We start from the raw sequence: 17,832 nt of genomic DNA on the forward strand, positions 1-17,832 counted from the left end.
TCAGGCATACCGCATGATGACGGTCTTGGTCTCGAGATAGCCGTCTATTGCCGCGCGGCCATGCTCGCGGCCGATGCCGGACTGTTTGAAGCCGCCGAACGGTGCCGCCGGGTCGAGTGTGTTGTGCGAATTGACCCAGACGGTGCCGGCCTTGAGGCCATGGATGGCGGTCATCGCCTTGCCCATGTCGCGGGTCCATATCGAGGCCGAGAGGCCGTAGCGCGTGTCGTTGGCGATGCGGATCGCCTCGTCGAGGTCGGCGACCGGCATTGCCGCCACCACCGGCCCGAACACCTCCTCGCGCATGATCTCCATGTCAGGGCGGACATTGTGCAGGATGGTCGGCGCCACATAATGGCCCCTGGCCGGCACAGGCCGCGCGCCGCTGACCCGTTCGCCGCCCGCCGCCAGGCCGCGCTCGACAAAGCCTTCGACGCTTCTGCGGTGCTTGGCCGAGACCAGCGGGTTGATCTGCGCCCCCGCGTCGCGGCCGGCGCCCAGCGTCATGCCATCGGCGATTTCGGCAAGGCGAGAAAGCGTGCGGTCGTAGATCGACTTTTCGATCAGCAGCCGCGACGCCGAGGTGCAGACCTGGCCCTGGTTGAAGAACATGCCGAGCCCCGCGATCAGCGGCTCGATGCCTTCCTCCATGTCGGCAAGCAGGATCATCGGCGATTTCGAGCCAAGCTCCAGCGTGAAGCGCGCAACACGGTCGACCGCCGCATGGCCGACGCGCTTGCCGACCTCCGTCGAGCCGGTGAAGGTCAGCTTGTCGATGCCGGGATGGCGGATCAGCGCTTCGCCGGTGACGGAGCCGCTGCCGGTGACGATGTTGACGACGCCCGGCGGGAAGCCAACGGCTTCGATCAGTTCGGCCAGCCTGAGCAGGCCCAGTGGCGTTTCCTGTGGCGGCTTCAAAACCACGGTGCAGCCGCAGGCCAGCGCCGGGGCGATCTTCCACATGCCAATCAGCAGCGGGAAGTTCCACGGCACGATGGCGCCGACGACGCCGACCGGTTCCATCACCGTCATTGCCTGGTGTTTCGCGCCCGGCGGCACGGGGATGGAGACCTGGAAGGTCGAGCCCTCGATCTTGGTCGCCCAGCCGGCATAGTAGCGCAGCCAGTCGACGGTGCCGCCGGCGCTCAGCATGCGGGCGACGCCGAGCGATTTGCCGTTCTCGATGCTTTCGATCTCGGCCAAAAGGTCGGCCTCGGCCTCGACAGCATCGGCGAGTTTCAGCATCAGGTTCTGGCGATCGACCGGGCGCATCGAGGCCCATGGGCCTTCGAGCGCCGCGCGTGCCGCACGCACCGCCTGGTCGACCAGTTCGACGCCGCTCTCGGGAACATGCGCTACGATTTCGCCGGAGGCGGAATCATCAACGGCGAGGCCTTCGCCGGCCAAGCCACCCATAAAGGGCCCGTCGACGAAGCGGCCATTGATGAATGGGCGGTGCGAACGCGCCAGGAAAGCGGCGGCCGCTGCGCTGATCGGCGGCACAATTCTCTCGTTCACGCCATCCTCCTCGATGCTTGATGAACATTTCACACGGAGGGTTATGGAGCGCATCGATTGTCTTCAAGGCGAAGGCGGCGCGAGTGCGCGTTCAGTCAAAACAAAGTTCCCGCTCGGACAAGACGCAGCGCGATCGGCTCGCCAAAATCAAGGTCACATCAAGCCGCGCGTTTCGCGCAGACCTTCCTGGTGTCGAAGAGGTGTCGGCCATTGAGCGCATTGCTGGGCAATCCGATGGTCACCACGGCGGCGCTGCCGTTTGTGCTCGGCATGGTCATGGCGCTGCTGGCGCGATTTGCGCTGGCGCCGCCTGTTCTTTCGCTGGTGTCGGCCGCTCTGCTGCTGTTCTTCTACTGGGACACGCTTGGTCCGCCGGTGGTGCCGCCGGTCGCCGCCAGCCAGAAGCTGATCTATCTCGCCTTTGCCGGCATCGTCATGGGTCTGTTGCCTGACCGCCTGCTCGGCGCTTCCTTGGCGAGCAAGCTTGTCGCCGCAGCGCTCGCGGCCGCGCTGCTGTGGCTTGGCTGGCGCCGCCTTGCCGGCGGCTCGCTCGACCTGCAGATGATCGCCGCTCTCATCACCGGCCTGCTGGCGATCGTTGGCGCCGCGATGCTGCTGTCCCTGAAAGCTTCGCCATCGCCTCCAACCGAGGAGCCGTTCCTGGTGCCGGCTGCGGTGCTCGCCCTTTGCCTGGCCGGCGCCATCGTCTCGGTGCTCGGCGCCTCGATCGTCACCGGGCAATTGCTGGGCTCACTGGCAGCGCTCGCCGGCGGTTGGTGCCTTGTCCAGTACATCGCGGTGCTGCGCGGCGGCTCGGCCGCCAGCTGGAGCAAAGGCACCTAGCTCGTCCTCATCTTCGCCGCCGCCACCGTGCTGATCCAGGTGGCGCTGCTGGCACCGAAGGCGAACCCGGTGGCGCTCATGCTTTCGCCTCTGCCGCTCGCCGTGGCCGCGCTGGTGCCCGGTCCGCTGCAAGGGCTTGTTCCCGGTGCCCGGCCGTTGCGGCCGCTGGTTGCCGGCCTGCTGATCGCCATGCCGGCGATATTGGCCATCCTGACGGCGATCGTTTGGGCGCCGCATGGGGCCGCTCTCGGCTTTTCCTGAGCCGGATTCGAAGAACGACAACCAACAATGGGGAGAGTTACGTGAGAACAAGAAAACTGACGGCCGCGCTGGCCTTTGCCTCGATATGCGCTTTCGCATCGGCAGCACACGCCGACAATTACGAGATCGATGGCCAGCATGCGTGGGTTACCTTCACCATCAAGCACGGCATCTATGGCACCGCGCACGGCCAGTTCGATGCGGTGAAGGGCGCGATCGTCATGGACAAAGCCGATCCGTCGAAGAGCAGCGTCAAAGCCGAGATCGAGGTCGGCTCGGTGCACACCGCCTATGACCAGCGCGACAGCGATCTGAAGGGCCCCGACTTCTTCAACGCGGCCGAATTCCCGGCGATCTCGTTTGAAAGCACCAAGGTCGAGAAGGTCAGCGATATCAAAGGCAAGGTCACCGGCAACCTCACCATCAGCGGTGTGTCCAAGGAGATCACGCTCGATGTGACGCTGGTCAACGAGGCGCCGGCGCCGTGGGACGCGACACTGACCAAGGCGGCGTTCACCGCCACAGGAAAAGTCAGCACGGCTGATTTCCCGATGGCCAATGCCGCCGCCGGTTTCGGCCTTGGGCCTGACGTTAACATCGTCATAGATCTCGAAGCGGTGAAGAAATAGGCCGCCGACATTCTCTTTGGTTTGGCGCAATTCCCAAGGGAAAGCGCTGTGCGCTTTTCCCGGGAAAACCGCTTCACACTTTTTCTGGAATTGCATTGGTGTGGCGTCCGCCGCGCGACCGATAGGTCGCGCGGCACTTCACCAGGCCGGCGCGAAGTGCGCGCTCAGTCAAAACAAAGTTCCCGCTCGGACAAGACGCGAAAACGGTGATGCCGCACTATCCCCAGCGAAGATCGGCGCATAGCCGGCGCACTCACCAATCGGGATGGATCCATGCGATTTCTTGGAAAAACGGCTTTCATCACTGGCGGCGGCACCGGCATCGGTGCGGCGGTCGCCAGGCGCATGGCGGCCGACGGCGCCAAAGTGGTGCTGATGGGCCGGCGGCGCGAGCCGCTGGAGGCCGTGACCAGGGACATTGGCGGCCTGGTCGTGCAGGGCGATGCCGCCGACCCCAAGGCGGTGCGGGCGGCGCTGGCCGACGTGCATGAGAAAATCGGGCCGGTCGACATTCTCGTTGCCAATGCCGGCGGCCATGGCGTCGGCCCGACCATTTCGATGAGCGACGAGACCTGGAGCCTGGCGACGCGCAGCAATCTCGACACCGCCTTCGTCTGCGCCCGTGAATGTCTGCCGGACCTGATTGCGCAGAAGGGCAACATCGTCGTCGTCGCCTCGATCGCCGGCCTGTTTGCTGGCCCCGACGCGGCCGGCTACGTCACCATGAAACATGCCTGCATCGGCTTCGGCAAATCGCTGGCGCGCGACTATGGCCGCAAGGGCGTGCGCACCAACATCATCTGCCCGGGCTGGGTGTCGACCGACATGGCCGACGAGCAGATGGAGGTGATCGTCGAAAAGCACGGGCTTGGCTCGATCGAGGAAGCCTACCGGCTGGTGACCAAGGACGTCCCGCTCGGCCGGCCGGCGACGCCGGAAGAGGTCTCCAACGTCATCTGTTTCGTCGCCTCCAGCGAGGCGGCGATGATGAACGGTTCGATCCTGACGGTGGATGGCGGCGCCACCGTCGTCGACCTGCCCACGCTTGCCTTTGTCGATTGATGTGGAGAGTGCGATGAACGACCAGAACAGACCGGCCGATTGGAAGCATTTTGACGATTTCGCCACCGGGATCGCCGCCAACCGGCTGGCGACGACGGATGCGCTGCGCGGCCAGACCTTCAAGATCACGCTCGACACCGGCCGCACCATCGACCTTGCCTTCACATCTGATGACACGGTGGCGTGGAGCGAAGGCAGCGAGGCGGGTGCCGACTGGTACGAGGCGCTGGAAGTCGCTTCCAACGTGTTCTTCATCAACATGATCTTCTCGGCGCGGCCAACGGAAGACGAGGCCTTCATCGTCAACACAAGCACGCGCCGCGTCCTGTCGGTGCGCGAACGGGTGCGCGATGCCAGTGAAGCGCCCGGCGAGCCGCTCGTGGCGCAGACCTGGTCGGCCGGCGTGCTCGGCGATCCCTCGGTTGCGCCGACCGGCATCGCGCCGGCGCCGACCCGCGACCTGATCGGGCTGACCGCGCACTACACATACAGCCCTAACCACGTCTACGAGCACATCTATCTCTCCTCCGAGCGCTATGCCTGGCAGAACCTCGTCGGCATCCAGCGCGGCCATGGCGATGTCGATTTGGCGACGACCTGGAAGTTCGCCGAGAACCAGTATGTGTTCGGCTTCCGCGAGTTCATCATCCCCGTCGCCTCGCTGTTTTTCTACAATTGGGACGTCATGCACTCGACAGGGAAATTCCTCGGCGTCACCAGCCAGGGCAAGATCGAGAACAAGCCGGCCGGCGCCCGGATCGAGAAGAAATCCAGAACCGCCTACGACAAGGGCAAGGCGCCGGTTTGAGCGCGCGGGGAGAAAGCCGTGAATAAAAACTACGAAGCGATCAAGGCGCATTACGCCGGCTCCGACGCCAAGGATCTCTCGGCGATGATGGCGCCGGTCACCAGCTGCACTGCCTGGACCGAGATGGCAGGGTTTCCCTATGCCGGCACCTATGTCGGCCCTGACGCCATCATCGAAGGCGTGTTCAAGCGCATCGGCGAGGAGTGGGACGGCTACGCCCTGAAGCTCGAAAAACTGGTCGATGGCGGCACCACCATTGTCGGCATCGGCACCTATTCGGGCACCTACAAAAAGACCGGCAAGCCGATGTCGGCGCGCGTCGTCCATGTCTGGGAAATGGAGGACGGCAAGGCGCTCAGTTTCGAGCAGTTCACCGACACCAGGCTGGTCGCGGCAGCGACGGCCTGAGGCATGGACACCGTCCGCATGATCCAAAACCTGGGAGGATGAAATGGGAAACAGTCTGAAGGCAATGCTGGCAGGCCTGGTCCTGTCGGCCGCGTTCGCGGCCGGCACCGGTTTGGCGAATGCCGGCGACACCGAGATCGTCATCGGCGCGCCGATCTCCCTGACCGGGCCGCTGGCCGGCGACGGCAAGGAGCAGAAATGGGCCTATGAGCAGGCCGTGGCCGACATCAACAAGGCCGGCGGCATCATGGTGAAATCGGCCGGCAAGAAGCTGCCGGTGCGGCTCGTCATCGCCGACGATGAAAGCTCCGAAGGCAAGGTTGCGTCCGCGCTGGAAAACCTGATCAAGGTGCAGAAGGTCGATGCGCTGTTGTCGACCCATTCGGGACCGATGAACATCGCTGGCGCCATCGTCGCCGAGAAGTACAAGAAATTCTACATGATCACGACGGCCTTCCCGTTCGAATGGCAGCCGCTGAAGCTGAAATATTCAGCCCTGTTCTTCTTCCATCCGGGGCCTGGCGCGGAAGTGCCATTCGAGATCTGGGACAAGCTGCCGGCCAACGAGAAGCCCAAGAACCCGGCGCTGGTCACCGAGGATTCGCCTGACGGCAAGGGCTTTGGCGGCGCCTTCGAGGCGGCGGCCAAGAAGTATGGCTACACCTTCGCCGTCGACGATCCCTGGGCGATTGGCGCGACGGATTATTCGGCGCTGATCACCAAGCTCAAGGCCGCCAATGTCGACGCCATGCTGGTGTTCGGCTCACCGGCCGACACGGTGACGCTGCTGCGCCAGATGAAGGAGCTCGGCTTCTCCGTGCCTTATCTGCATGGCTGGAAGGGCACCTGGACGGGCGAGTTCCACGAAGCGCTCGGGCCGGATTCCGATTATATCCTGACCGACGGTTTCTGGTCGGCGAGCTATCCCTACAAGGGCGCCAAGGAGCTTGGCGACCGCTACGAGGCCGAGTTCAAGAAGGACTCCGTCACCGTCGGCGCCTTCTACGCCAATGCGCAGGTGCTGGCGCAGGCAATCGAGAAGGCCGGCTCCACCGATGCCGGTGCGCTGCATGACGCAATCTTCGGCCAGGAGTTCAAGGACACGGTGGTCGGCGATCTCAAATTCGACCAGACCGGCTTTGCCCTCATCCCCAGCGTCGCCACGCAATGGTGGCAAGGCAAGCACCAGCTGATCTTCCCGAACGGCAACTGGACCTACAAACCGGCGCCGGCCTGGGACAAGCGCTGACAGCGGCGGGCGAGGCAGGCCGGTGCCTGATCGCGAAGCCAGGCACCCGCCTGCCGGCCTGACGACTTGGAGAAACGGAAACACGATGCAGCCTGACGAGATCCTGCTTCGCCTCGAGGCGGTCCAGAAGCGGTTCGGCGGGCTGGTCGTGCTCAACGACATCGACATCGCTGTTCGTGCCAATGAGCTGATCGGGCTGATCGGGCCCAATGGTGCCGGCAAGTCGACGCTGTTCAACCTGATCACCGCGCTCTACACGCCGACACAAGGGCGCATCCACTTTCGTGGCCAGGACATCACCGGCACGGCACCGCACCGCATCTGCCGGCTGGGCATCGCGCGCACCTTCCAGCTGGTGCGCACCTTCCTCACCATGACCGCCTTCGAGAACGTCATGGTCGGTGCCGTCTATGGCGGCGGTGGGCGCGTCAAGCATGCGACAGTCGCTGCCGAGGAAGCGCTGGAACTGGTCGGGCTGACGGCCAAGCGCGACGTCAAGACCGCGCACATGACGCTCTCCGATCGGCGCCTGCTGGAAATCGCGCGGGCGGTCGCCTCCAGCCCGGCGCTGCTTCTGCTCGACGAGCCGATGGCGGGGCTGAACCCGACCGAGATTCAGCGCACGGTCGATGTCATCCGCCGCGTGCGCGGCGAAAAGGGCGTGTCGATCCTGTGGGTCGAGCACAAGGTCGACGCCATCATGAAAGTGTGCAGCCGGGTGATCGTGCTCGACCATGGCGAGAAGATCGCCGACGGCACGCCCCGCGAAATCGTCGCCAACCGCAAAGTGATCGAGGCCTATCTTGGCGAACCGGCTGCTTGACGTCAAAAACCTGGAAGTCGCCTATGGCGATGTCGGTGCTCTGTGGGGCGTTTCGATCCATGTCGACGCCGGCAGCATCGTGTCCATTGTCGGCGCCAATGGGGCGGGTAAGACGACGCTGTTGAAGACCATCTCCGGCCTGCTCAAGCCGAAGCGCGGCGAGATCTTTCTCGCCGGCATGCCGCTGGCCGGCAAGGCGCCGGAGGAGATCGCCGGCATGGGCATTGCGCATGTGCCGGAAGGGCGCGGCCTGTTCCGGCAGATGACGGTGCTGGAAAACCTCGAACTCGGTGCCTTCCAGCCCAAGGTGCGCAAGCATTTCAAACAGTCGCTGGAGAAAGCCTACACGCTGTTTCCGCGGCTCAAGGAGCGGGCAGGGCAGAAGGCCGGCTCGCTCTCCGGCGGCGAGCAGCAGATGCTGGCGATCGCGCGCGCCACCATGTCGGACCCGTCGCTGCTCATCCTCGACGAACCGTCGCTGGGCCTGAGCCCGATCGTCGTGCAGCAGATGTTCGCGCTGATCGAGACCTTGCACAAACAGGGCGTCACCATCCTGCTGGTCGAACAGAACATCCACCAGGCGCTGAAGGTGGCCGACTACGGCTTCGTGCTGAAGACCGGGGAACTCGCCATGCAAGGCACGGGCGCCGAGCTCATCGCCGACCCCGAAATCCAGAAGGCCTATATGGGCGTGTTGGAGGTATAGTGATGGTCAACCTGCCGCCTCCCGAAATCCTGCTGCAGCTGTCGCTCAACGGCGCGCTGGGCGGCGCCATGTATGGCGTCGCCGCCGTGGGTTTGAGCCTCATCTTCGGCACCATGCGGCTGATCTTCCTGGCGCAGGGCGCCATGATCATTTTGGCTGCCTATTTCGCGCGTGCGCTGTTCTACGGGCTGGGCATCGACCCGTTCCTGTCGCTGCTGATCGTCGTGCCGGTCGGGCTGGTCGTCGGCTGGCTGGTCTACCAGGGCCTGTTCCGCCGCGCGGCGGCCGCGGAGGACCGCAACATCTCGCTTTTGATCGCCGTCGGCCTGATGTTCCTGGTCCAGAATCTGATGACGGTTATCTGGGGCGGCAACACCGCCGCGATCGTCACCTCCTACACGGCGAGCGGCATCGAGATATTGGGCGTGCGCACCTCGTTCACGCGCTCGATGGGTTTTCTCATCGCGCTCGCCGGCACCGGGCTGGTGGTGCTGTTCCTGCGCCAGACGATTGTCGGCAAGGCGGTGCGCGCGGCCTCCGAGGACATGGAGGCGGCGACGCTGATGGGCATCAGCCCGCACCGCGTCAACGCCATTGCCTTTGCCATCGGCATCGCGCTGGCGGGTGCCGCTGGCGTGGCGGTGGCAACCACATTCCCATTCAATCCCTTTGCCGGGTTCATCTTCAGCCTCAAGGCGCTGGTGGCGCTGGCGCTGGGTGGCATCGGCAATGTCGCGGGCGCGCTGGCCGGCGGCATCATCCTTGGTCTCATCGAAGCCTATGTGCAGTATTTTATCTCAGGCGGCTGGACCAACGCCATCGCCTACGGCGTGTTCCTGGCGGTGCTGATGTTCAAGCCGGAAGGCCTGTTCAGCCGGCCTTACAAGAAGGCTTGAACAGCATGTTGAAACAAGCCTTTTTGGAACGAGCCTGGCCAAGACAAGCCTGGATAGGGATCGCGATTGCCGTCGTCGCGGCGCTCGCCCTGCTGCCGCTGCTGCCCGGCGCGATCGACAGCTACACCTTCTCGTTCCTGTTCTTCGTCTTCATCTACGCCATCATGGCGCAAGGCTGGAACCTGGTTGCCGGCTTCGGTGGCCAGATCAGCCTGGGTAATCACGCTTTCTTCGGGCTCGGCGCCTACACCACCGCGATCCTGTGGAGCGGCAACTATCTCTGGGGCTCGCTCTATGACGCTTACCCGCGCCTCTACTATTTCGATCCGGTGACGATGGTGCTGGGCGGGCTGGTGGCGGCGCTCGCCGCTGTCATCATCGGCCTGCCGCTGCTGTCAAAACTGCGCGGCGACTATTTTGCCTTGGGCACGCTCGGCTTCGGCGAGATCGTCAAGGTGATGTTCATCAATGGCGGCGACTTCACCGGCGGCGCCTTCGGCGTCGTCGCGCCCGCCGGCACCTTCGACACGCTCTTGCCGCACTATGTGGTCGGGCTCGGCCTGATGGTGGGCACGGCACTCGCCATCCATTTGCTGATGCGCTCGCGCTACGGGCTGGCGCTGATCGCCGTGCGTGACGACGAGATGGCGGCGTCGGCCAACGGCATCAATGTGCTCAGGGTCAAGGTATCAGCCTTCGCCGGCAGCGCCTTCATCGCCGGCATCGCCGGCAGCCTCTACACCTACTACATCTTCCATGTCGGCCCGGATTCGGTCTTCGACCTCGACTGGATGCTGCTGCCCCTCATGATGACCGTCGCCGGCGGCACCGGCACGCTGCTCGGGCCGATCCTGGGGGCGTTCGTGATGTATGCAGTGTTTGATCTGGCGCGCATCGTGGTGCCGGATTACCACCCGGTGATTTCGGGGCTGACGATTATCCTGGCGATGCTGTTTTTGCCGAAGGGGCTGATGCGGAGTTTTGGGGGCAGGGTGCGAGTGGTGTGAGGAGGGCAGGGCTCAAATCGACGGGTTGCTGAAGTCAGGAATGGGGCCGTGTCCGGACGGCCTGCTTCCAGCAAGCGCTCGTCGGTAAGCTGCGGTTCGAGTTCGCAGTCATCGGGCAAAGTTTGCCTTGTCAGCTGACGACGAACTGGGCTCGAAGTCGGCCTGGAACCTATGCTGCGGTTAAGGCATCCGACGTGTTGATCGCGGTCGACAACCAGGTCGGCGAATTGGAAATGAACCGCAACTCCAACAAATCTGCGTTAGATTGCACGCCGGCTTTGCTGTGCGCAGCAGAGCCAATTCCCTTGCGATGTGGCCCCGCTTGCGACAGGATTGCCGCAACTGGAGCTTAGCCTATGACGCCAGATACCTTGCGACGCGACCACCCGCCACTCGACACTCCGCCCGTGCAATACCTGAACCTGGACCCGTCGCTTTATGTCCGCGATGATATCTGGCAGCAGGAACGGCGCAGCATCTTCGCGCGCACCTGGCAGTTCATGGGGCCTGTCGCCTCGGTCGCGATATCAGGTCAATACCTTGCCATCGACATCGCCGGCACGCCGGTCTTCGCCATCCGGGGCCGGGACGGGACCTTGCGCGGATTCAAGAATGTCTGCCGCCACCGGGGGGCGAAACTTCTGGCCGATGGCGCGGGCAAATGCGGGCTGATCGTTTGTCCCTATCACAAATGGTCCTTTGCCGACACCGGACGGCTGGTGCAGGCCCCATGGTATGGCAAGGATCCCTCGATCATCGCCGAAGACTGGCCGCTGGAGACAGTGCAGTTGTCCGAATGGCGCGGGCTGCTCTTCGCGGCACTCGACCCGAAGGAAAGTCTTCTGGATCAACTTGGCTCTCTGCCCGCCGAACTGGCGGACGAGCCGTTGGAGACCTATGCCGCCACCGATCAGGCCACTGTCAGCTTTGCGGCGAACTGGAAGATCTACACCGACAATTTTGTCGAAGGCTACCACATCCCCGGCACGCATCCCTCGTTTTACGCTGCCATCGACTTCGAAGCTTTCCAGACCACCGCCCATCCCGGTTATGTCCGGATGACCGCACCGCCGAAAGACGGTCTGTTCTATCGCGGCAAATGGCTTTGGATGTGGCCGAACTGGACGCTGTCGCTTTTCGAGGGCGGCATGAACGTTAGCCGCATCAATCCGACCTCACCGCATCACACGGACCAGCACTACCATTTCTTCTTTGCCGACACCTCTGCAGAAGCAGCCGAGAGCAGGGCGAAATCCGTGCAAGGCACCCTGGCCGTGGTACGCGAGGACTATACCATCTGCGCCGATACGCATCGCAACTATGCCGCGGGGGCCTATAGCTCCGGCCCGCTCTCGGGGCGGCATGAGCGGGGCGTGCAGTATTTCCAGGAACGGGTCGCCGCGGCACTGGGGCTGTGACCGCCCCTGGCGTCCTCGTGCGCCGGCTCGGCGCCGGCACGAGAGCCCCGGGCCAATCGAGGGTATAGGGCGGGCACGGTGAGACGAGTTACGACCGTCGCGGCGCCCGCCGGCACCTTCGACACGCTGTTGCCGCACTATCTGGTCGGGCTCGGCCTGATGGTGGCACGGCGCTCGCCATCCATTTGCTGATGCGCTCGCGTTACGGGCTGGCGTTGATCGCGGTGCGCGACGACGAGATGGCAGCGTCGGCCAACGGCATCGATGTGTTCAGAGTCAAGATATCAGCCTTCGCCGGCAGCGCCTTCATCGCCGGCAGCCTCTACACCTACTACATCTTCCATGTCGGCCCGGACTCGGTCTTCGACCTCGACTGGATGCTGCTGCCGCTGATGATGACCGTGGTCGGCGGCACCGGCACGCTGCTCGGGCCGATCCTGGGGGCGTTCGTGATGTATGCGGTGTTCGACCTGGCGCGCATCGTGGTGCCCGACTACCACCCGGTGATTTCAGGGCTGACGATTATCCTGGCGATGCTGTTTCTGCCGAACGGGCTGATGCGGAGTTTTGGGGGTGGGGTGCGGGTGGTGTGAGGGGGAGCGCAGAGTCCATAATTTGTGCGCTGCCCAATCGCTCAGAAGGAGTGAGCAGGCACTAATCATTTGCGGCTTGCCGACAATGTGCTGCTAGCCCCGAATGCTTACTCCAGATACAGTGCAAAAAGTTTGAATCCTGAAGCGAGTTGCCGTGCCCAAGAACGATAATCTTCCTGTTGTCGAGCCCAATCAGCCCCAGCCTGAGCAACCCGCCAAGGTCGAGACCAAAAAAGCCGCCAAAGAGCCGAAACTCGAACAAGCGGTGCCCGTAAAAGACGCGGGGATTGATATGTTTCTTTTAGAGAAATTGTTTCCGGATGCCCGTGATGTTTTTCGCTCGAGCTCATTGCCAGACCCCAACACCGATTGTCTTGTGGCGCTCGATACCAATGCCCTCCTGCTTCCTTATTCAGTGGGAAAGGACGACCTTAAGAGCCTTGGAGACGTGTATTCAAAGATCGCCGGCGAAAGTAGACTTTTTCTACCCGAGCGGGTCGCAAGGGAGTTTATTAAACACCGGGACCGCAAGCTTGCCGAAATGGTTCAGGCCATCGGGGATGTAAAGTCGAGAATCAATATCGGTCAAGCTCGGATATCACCACTCTTAGAGGGACTTGATGCACACGACAGCTTGGCGAAAGCGAGCGAGGATTTGGCTGCCGCAAGGAAGGCATACGTGGCGGCTCTCGAAGGCTTATCGTCCCAGATAAGATCGTGGCGTGGGAACGATCCAGTGACTTCGCTTTATGCAAGTCTATTTGGAACGGACCAGCTGATCGGCCCCGTCGGGTCGCAGGCTGCGCTTGAGGCCGAATTGGCTTACCGCTTTCGGAATAAGGTGCCCCCAGGTTACAAAGACGGCGGGAAACCAGATGGAGGCATTGGAGACTTTGCTATTTGGAAGGCGTTGCTCAATCTCGGCCAGACAAAGAAGAAGGATCTGATCTTTGTGACAGGCGAAGAGAAGGCAGATTGGTTTATCAGGATGGGCGGCGAATCGGTTTATCCTCGTCCGGAACTCGTCGATGAGTATCGTCGAGCATCAGGTGGGTGCACCATCCGGCTCTCTAGCCTACACGATCTTCTCCGAGAAATGGCCGCTCCAGATGATCTAGTGGCTGAGGTAAAAGCGGCAGAAATTAGCGCGAATACGGCCGTTCTGCAGGCATCTGCCTCGTCTCCGGTAGGCGCTTTTGCTAGCTCCTCCCATACCTCTCTTCCGGTTCAAAAACTGACCTTCGATTATTCGACAAACGACGGTAAGATTACGATCAATTTTCTTGGAAAGAGCTTCGATCTGTCATTCTCGAAAGCTAGCGACGTAAACATCCATTTGTATCGCTCTGGCACTACAAAACGGATTGCGCGCGTTAAGGAGATGGTTGTTAACTTACCAACGTTCATCGATGCACAGGAGACATCGTCACGAGTTTACACGGTCCAGCTAGGAGAGGGATTTCTCGTTGAGAATAATACAGGCGATGTGCTCGCTGGCCGGATCATCGCAATCCAAGACGATAGTCGCGGTGCGGACCGCGACGAGGTCACGTTTTGTTATTCGGTATTTGAGCGCGGAGAGCGTATCCTCGTACCGTGAAGGTAGAATGGGTTTCTTTCCGGAATTGCGTCGTCTGCTCGGTCGCCGGCTGCTCTCTGTTGGCCGGCGGCATTCATGCGTAGGGTACCGCCGCCGGTCAAGAGTTTAGCGCCGCCTAGTCTACCCCCGCTTCTCAATCACGGCGTACAGCACATTGCGGTTCTCGCCGAAATACACCTGCGCTTCGACCGCGTTGAGGTCGACGCTGGCGTTGATGATGTTCCACATGTCGACTTCCGTGCGCAGCAGCAGCAGCACCCAGTCCATGAAGGTTTCGTGGTAGCCGGCATCGGGCGTGCCATCTGCGTAGTTGGCAAACAGGAATATGCCGTTTTCCTCGTCATCTCATTGATGTATTGGCGCTGCTTACATATTGGCGCAGGGCAGCATTCCTGCGCCATAAGTCGCGTCAGCCGCCAGGGGTTGGTTGTGACGAAGACCTTCCACCGCAGCAGGACGCGACCGTAGCCAAACTTGAGGACTTTCTCCCAGCACAAAACCGCTGGCGATTTAAAACAGATCAAAATCGCCGAAGATCTCGTTGCGGGACAACCAAGGGATCTGGCGGCCATTGGTTTGTTCGGCGACCCGGGATTTCAGTGCGCCGTAGAGTTCGTTGACGCTTATTCTCCCATTGCCGTCGCTGTCGGTCTGGCGACGTTGGTCGGTCAAAGCGTGCTGGAATGCCACCGAAAAACGGCCGCCGCCGATCGAAGCGGCCTCCTCGCTGAATTGCCGGCCCTTGGAGGCCGATATGATGACGACGCCCGCGCCAGATCGGGTGGTGAGCAAATTCACGGCATCGTCGTTAGACGCAACATTGATCTGACCAGAGGCGCCTGCGTGGCACACATCGAGCAGAACCACCACGCGGGCCTGGGCTTTCGCGACGCGGGACGCTATCTCGTCGAAATCGAGCGTGGTTTCTTCGATCGCTTTCGTTGTCGTCGAAGACAGTGCGAGCCTGAGGCGACCGTGGGAATCGAGCAGACCGTGGCCCGCGAAGGCCAGCACTATGGTGTCGCCGGGTTGCGCGCGTGCAACGATATCGTCCAGCTTGGCCTTGATGGTGTCGGCGGATGCGGCCTGGTCGAGGAGTGTTTCGATTTTGACACCGCTGTAATGAGCGCCCGCATGCACGGTGGATGCCACGCGCTTCGCATCCGAGACCGCGTATTTGAGGTCACTTCCAGGTATCAAGGGGTACTTGTCGATGCCAACGGCAAGCGCGAACAGCCGCCCTTTGCTTTTCCGGTCACGGGTGCCAAGACTGAATTCGATCGGAGCGCTTGCCAAGCCAGCCATATCGATCGCCGTCACGCTTGCAATACCGCTGTCGCCCAGCTCACCGGGCGAGAGCGAGACATGCGCTTGCTTGCCATTGAGCGGGACGTTTTTGACCACCCGACCATCCGCGAGCACATGCAGCGAGCGCAAGCCCGTCAAACTCAAGGCATCCAGCCGGGCAATCTTCTTTCCGTCAGCTTCGTCGAAGGAAACCTGGAGCGATGGCGGGGTCAGCGGCGCAGGCGGCGGGCCAAGGTTCCTGCCCTGGATAACCGCGTTGGCGAGACCGGGGAAACGAAGCTGGCTGGCAAACTGCGAAAGCAATTGCCGTCCCTGTAGCCCTGGAATCTTCAATTCCACATAGGCGCTTGCATCCGCAGACCCGTCAAAACGTCCGCTGCCGTCCGTCACAACGAGTTCACCATCGGTCAGAATTCCGCTGAGCATGCGTATTGCGTTCGCGCAGGAGTACACTTCGACGGCGCCCCCCTTGTCGATCTGTGCCATGTTGCGCGCGCCTTCCATCAGCGCCAGGCGCTCGATCGCGGCTTGATTGTAAGGCTTTGCAATGACGCAGACGGGCTTCCAGGTTTTGAGATCGAAGGCGATCAGCCTGACCACTGGACGCGTTACCAGCAAAAGATAACGGCTCTCGACAATCGAGACGAAACTCGACCTGTCGAAGGCCGCCTGAAGGCCGGTGCGCAAATCGCCGCGCTGAATGAGGCCTGAGACGCCGCTCTCTTCATCCGAAATATCGGCTTCGACCGATTTGTCAGCCAGCAGATCGGCCATCCGCACGCTGCCGCCGTCTTCACCGAGCAAGGTGAAACTGAAGGAATGGCTGAGCCTGCCGGAATAGACAGTCTGGGTCAGCCAGTATCTCCTGCCACCCGCCACCCAGCGCCATGTGTTGCGGCCGGGAAGGTTCATATCGATCAATATCGGCCCGTCCTCTCCCGCGCTTTTGTCGGGCTGCGGAAAGGGCTCGGTGTTGTATCGAAGCGGTTGGTCGGCCGGCCATTTGCCGAACTTGACGGCTTTGGGATCGTAGAATTTCGAGACTTCCCTGGCGATGTCGTTCAGTGCCTTGGTTTGCGTTCCAGACCGCAGTGCGGGAATCTCCATTCCAGAGTCGAGCCCCAGACCGATATCCGCACCCACCACCGGTGTTGAGGTCGCAGCAATGGGAACCGCGCTGCGCACATGGAAATCTCCCGCTGACACGGCAACATCCTGACCTGCACCGATCTCCTTGGTCGTCTGCGTTGGTTCCGCGGAGAATTCGATCGGGGGTTTGGGCTCGTCGTCTGCTCCGCTGGGATCCTCGGGAGCGTCATCTGCTGCTGCTTCCGCTGCTCTCATGCGACGATAGGATTCGCTGCTGTAATAATCGAAGCTGCGCCTGATCGTTTCATGCGCGTTCCAGCCGGCCACAGACGGCTCCCGAACTTCGAACGAAGAGGCAAGCGTTGCATCGAGTTCGGTTCTGGTGGTGGTCTTGATCATCGCGTTGCCGCGACAGAGATCGATGACCAGCCCATCCACCACATCGCCGGGCTCCTGATAGTCGTGCGCGCCAAGGCTCCAGCCGACGAATGCCATGACGCCGCCCTCTAACGACAGATCGAAGCGCCAGGCCTCACTTCCGGCCGTAAAGGACAGCCCGAGCGCGCCGGGATCGATGTCTTCGGATGTGGTGTCAATCCCGCCGTCCAAAGGGTCGTTTGGCAATGGGCTGTCATCCTGCCGATAGCTCGTAAGCAGCGCCACTCTAGGCGCGGAGTCGATGCTCTCGCGCGCGCCATGCAGCGTGCGAATAATTTGCATGTCAGCTCCCCATTCCTGGTCAAGGTAGAGGAAACTGTCGGCGTGACTCCAGTACATGGCCACGCTCTGAAAGCGCCCGATCCTGCGCTCTGCCACCAGATCGAACACGTCGCTGATCTGTGCCTCATCGGTGACGACGGTCAGGAAGCGGCCTGTTGGCGAAAAGGTGGGCTCGTGACCGGTCGTCTGCAGCACAACTTCGCCGGTAGAGAGGTTACGAACTTCGACAAATCCCTGAAACACGGTTGCTCGAAACGGTCCCGCGCTGGGCGTGATTTCCTGATCCGGCCCTGTGCGGGTGAATTGGTTGCTGGCGACGAGCTGCGGTGGTCCAGGCAGGACCTCGATCGCTCGTTTGCCTGACAGTTCCGAAACACGCTCGCCGCAGCTGTCAGCCTGCACGATGGCCCACTCAACGCTCATTTCGCCCGCGCGATAGGGGATGATCCCGACCTCGCCGGCGGTTTTTGAGAACCGGGTGTGGAGCGGCACGATCACCCTTGTGCGACCCTGTCCAAACTTCATGCGGTAGGGTCCCTGCGCGCCGGCCGCAAGCCCGAAAAAGCCAGTGCCTTCGAACCGGACGGCCTCAGGCGTCAGGATGACAAGATAGGCAGGAACCTCGAATGCCGCGGTGCCGCGAAGGGCAGAACCATTCAGCTTCCAATCAAACGCAATTGGTTTGCCAACCACCGATTTGTCGGACCAAGGCGTCGCGTCAAGACTTCCAGGAAATGTCGGCCAGCCGACGGTACAGTCACGGCTTTCGGCGTTGGCCTCGGCACCTGCGGTCTGGGTTGTCGAGGTGATCAGGAGGACTATGAGAACGATCGTCGCGGACCACTGAGCCACAAGCTGCAAAGACCGCGAAAGCGCGCGCATTGAAATCTCCCC

General features: G+C 62.1%; 16 protein-coding genes and 1 pseudogene. 14 read left to right on the plus strand and 3 right to left on the minus strand.

Annotated features, from left to right (window positions below):
- Complete coding sequence (locus EB235_RS14060; RefSeq protein ID WP_027030384.1) at positions 1-1,518, minus strand: aldehyde dehydrogenase family protein; 1,518 nt, start codon at positions 1,516-1,518, stop codon at positions 1-3.
- A 210-nt stretch (positions 1,519-1,728) separates the two neighbouring features.
- Between EB235_RS14060 and EB235_RS14065 the strand changes: the two genes are divergently transcribed.
- The 14 genes from EB235_RS14065 (at position 1,729) to EB235_RS14130 (ending at position 13,821) form a co-directional block, all read left to right on the plus strand.
- Positions 1,729-2,361, plus strand: a complete 633-nt coding sequence (locus EB235_RS14065; RefSeq protein ID WP_155256401.1) for a hypothetical protein — start codon at positions 1,729-1,731, stop codon at positions 2,359-2,361.
- Between the two features lie 27 nt (positions 2,362-2,388).
- Positions 2,389-2,622, plus strand: coding sequence for a hypothetical protein (locus EB235_RS14070; RefSeq protein ID WP_027030382.1), 234 nt, complete (start codon positions 2,389-2,391; stop codon positions 2,620-2,622).
- A 41-nt stretch (positions 2,623-2,663) separates the two neighbouring features.
- Positions 2,664-3,251: a YceI family protein gene (locus EB235_RS14075; RefSeq protein ID WP_051429647.1), complete on the plus strand. Its 588-nt coding sequence runs from the start codon at positions 2,664-2,666 to the stop codon at positions 3,249-3,251.
- 273 nt (positions 3,252-3,524) lie between these two features.
- Positions 3,525-4,313, plus strand: a complete 789-nt coding sequence (locus tag EB235_RS14080) for an SDR family NAD(P)-dependent oxidoreductase (RefSeq protein WP_027030380.1) — start codon at positions 3,525-3,527, stop codon at positions 4,311-4,313.
- A gap of 13 nt (positions 4,314-4,326) precedes the next feature.
- Complete coding sequence (locus EB235_RS14085; RefSeq protein ID WP_027030379.1) at positions 4,327-5,121, plus strand: MoaF C-terminal domain-containing protein; 795 nt, start codon at positions 4,327-4,329, stop codon at positions 5,119-5,121.
- 18 nt (positions 5,122-5,139) lie between these two features.
- Positions 5,140-5,529 carry a nuclear transport factor 2 family protein gene (locus EB235_RS14090; RefSeq protein ID WP_027030378.1) on the plus strand — a complete coding sequence of 130 codons (390 nt, stop codon included), beginning with the start codon at positions 5,140-5,142 and terminating at the stop codon, positions 5,527-5,529.
- Between the two features lie 43 nt (positions 5,530-5,572).
- On the plus strand, positions 5,573-6,778 hold the full coding sequence (locus tag EB235_RS14095; protein ID WP_080680803.1) for an amino acid ABC transporter substrate-binding protein: 1,206 nt from the start codon (positions 5,573-5,575) through the stop codon (positions 6,776-6,778).
- Positions 6,779-6,863: 85 nt separating this feature from the next.
- Entirely contained in the window at positions 6,864-7,601 is a 738-nt protein-coding gene (locus tag EB235_RS14100) for an ABC transporter ATP-binding protein (RefSeq protein WP_027030376.1), read from the plus strand.
- On the plus strand, positions 7,582-8,307 hold the full coding sequence (locus EB235_RS14105) for an ABC transporter ATP-binding protein (protein WP_080680802.1): 726 nt from the start codon (positions 7,582-7,584) through the stop codon (positions 8,305-8,307). Before EB235_RS14100 ends, EB235_RS14105 begins: the two co-directional genes overlap by 20 nt.
- Positions 8,308-8,309: 2 nt before the next feature.
- Positions 8,310-9,203, plus strand: coding sequence for a branched-chain amino acid ABC transporter permease (locus tag EB235_RS14110; RefSeq protein WP_155256400.1), 894 nt, complete (start codon positions 8,310-8,312; stop codon positions 9,201-9,203).
- Between the two features lie 5 nt (positions 9,204-9,208).
- Positions 9,209-10,210, plus strand: coding sequence for a branched-chain amino acid ABC transporter permease (locus tag EB235_RS14115; protein ID WP_027030373.1), 1,002 nt, complete (start codon positions 9,209-9,211; stop codon positions 10,208-10,210).
- Between the two features lie 356 nt (positions 10,211-10,566).
- Positions 10,567-11,628 (plus strand): aromatic ring-hydroxylating oxygenase subunit alpha, encoded by a 1,062-nt coding sequence (locus EB235_RS14120; protein WP_051429645.1) that lies wholly within the window; start codon positions 10,567-10,569, stop codon positions 11,626-11,628.
- 191 nt (positions 11,629-11,819) lie between these two features.
- The gene (locus tag EB235_RS14125) at positions 11,820-12,221 is read left to right on the plus strand and encodes a branched-chain amino acid ABC transporter permease (protein ID WP_155256399.1); all 402 of its coding nucleotides are present in this window, start codon (positions 11,820-11,822) and stop codon (positions 12,219-12,221) included.
- A 154-nt stretch (positions 12,222-12,375) separates the two neighbouring features.
- The gene (locus EB235_RS14130; protein WP_027030372.1) at positions 12,376-13,821 is read left to right on the plus strand and encodes a PIN-like domain-containing protein; all 1,446 of its coding nucleotides are present in this window, start codon (positions 12,376-12,378) and stop codon (positions 13,819-13,821) included.
- Positions 13,822-13,941: 120 nt separating this feature from the next.
- Here EB235_RS14130 and EB235_RS14135 read toward each other — a convergent pair.
- Positions 13,942-14,154, minus strand: a pseudogene (locus tag EB235_RS14135) (class I SAM-dependent methyltransferase); the annotation flags it as partial.
- A gap of 177 nt (positions 14,155-14,331) precedes the next feature.
- Positions 14,332-17,820 (minus strand): caspase family protein, encoded by a 3,489-nt coding sequence (locus EB235_RS14140; protein WP_027030371.1) that lies wholly within the window; start codon positions 17,818-17,820, stop codon positions 14,332-14,334.
- Positions 17,821-17,832: the final 12 nt, after the last annotated feature.

Source organism: Mesorhizobium loti R88b, from assembly GCF_013170845.1.
Lineage (GTDB): Bacteria > Pseudomonadota > Alphaproteobacteria > Rhizobiales > Rhizobiaceae > Mesorhizobium > Mesorhizobium loti_B.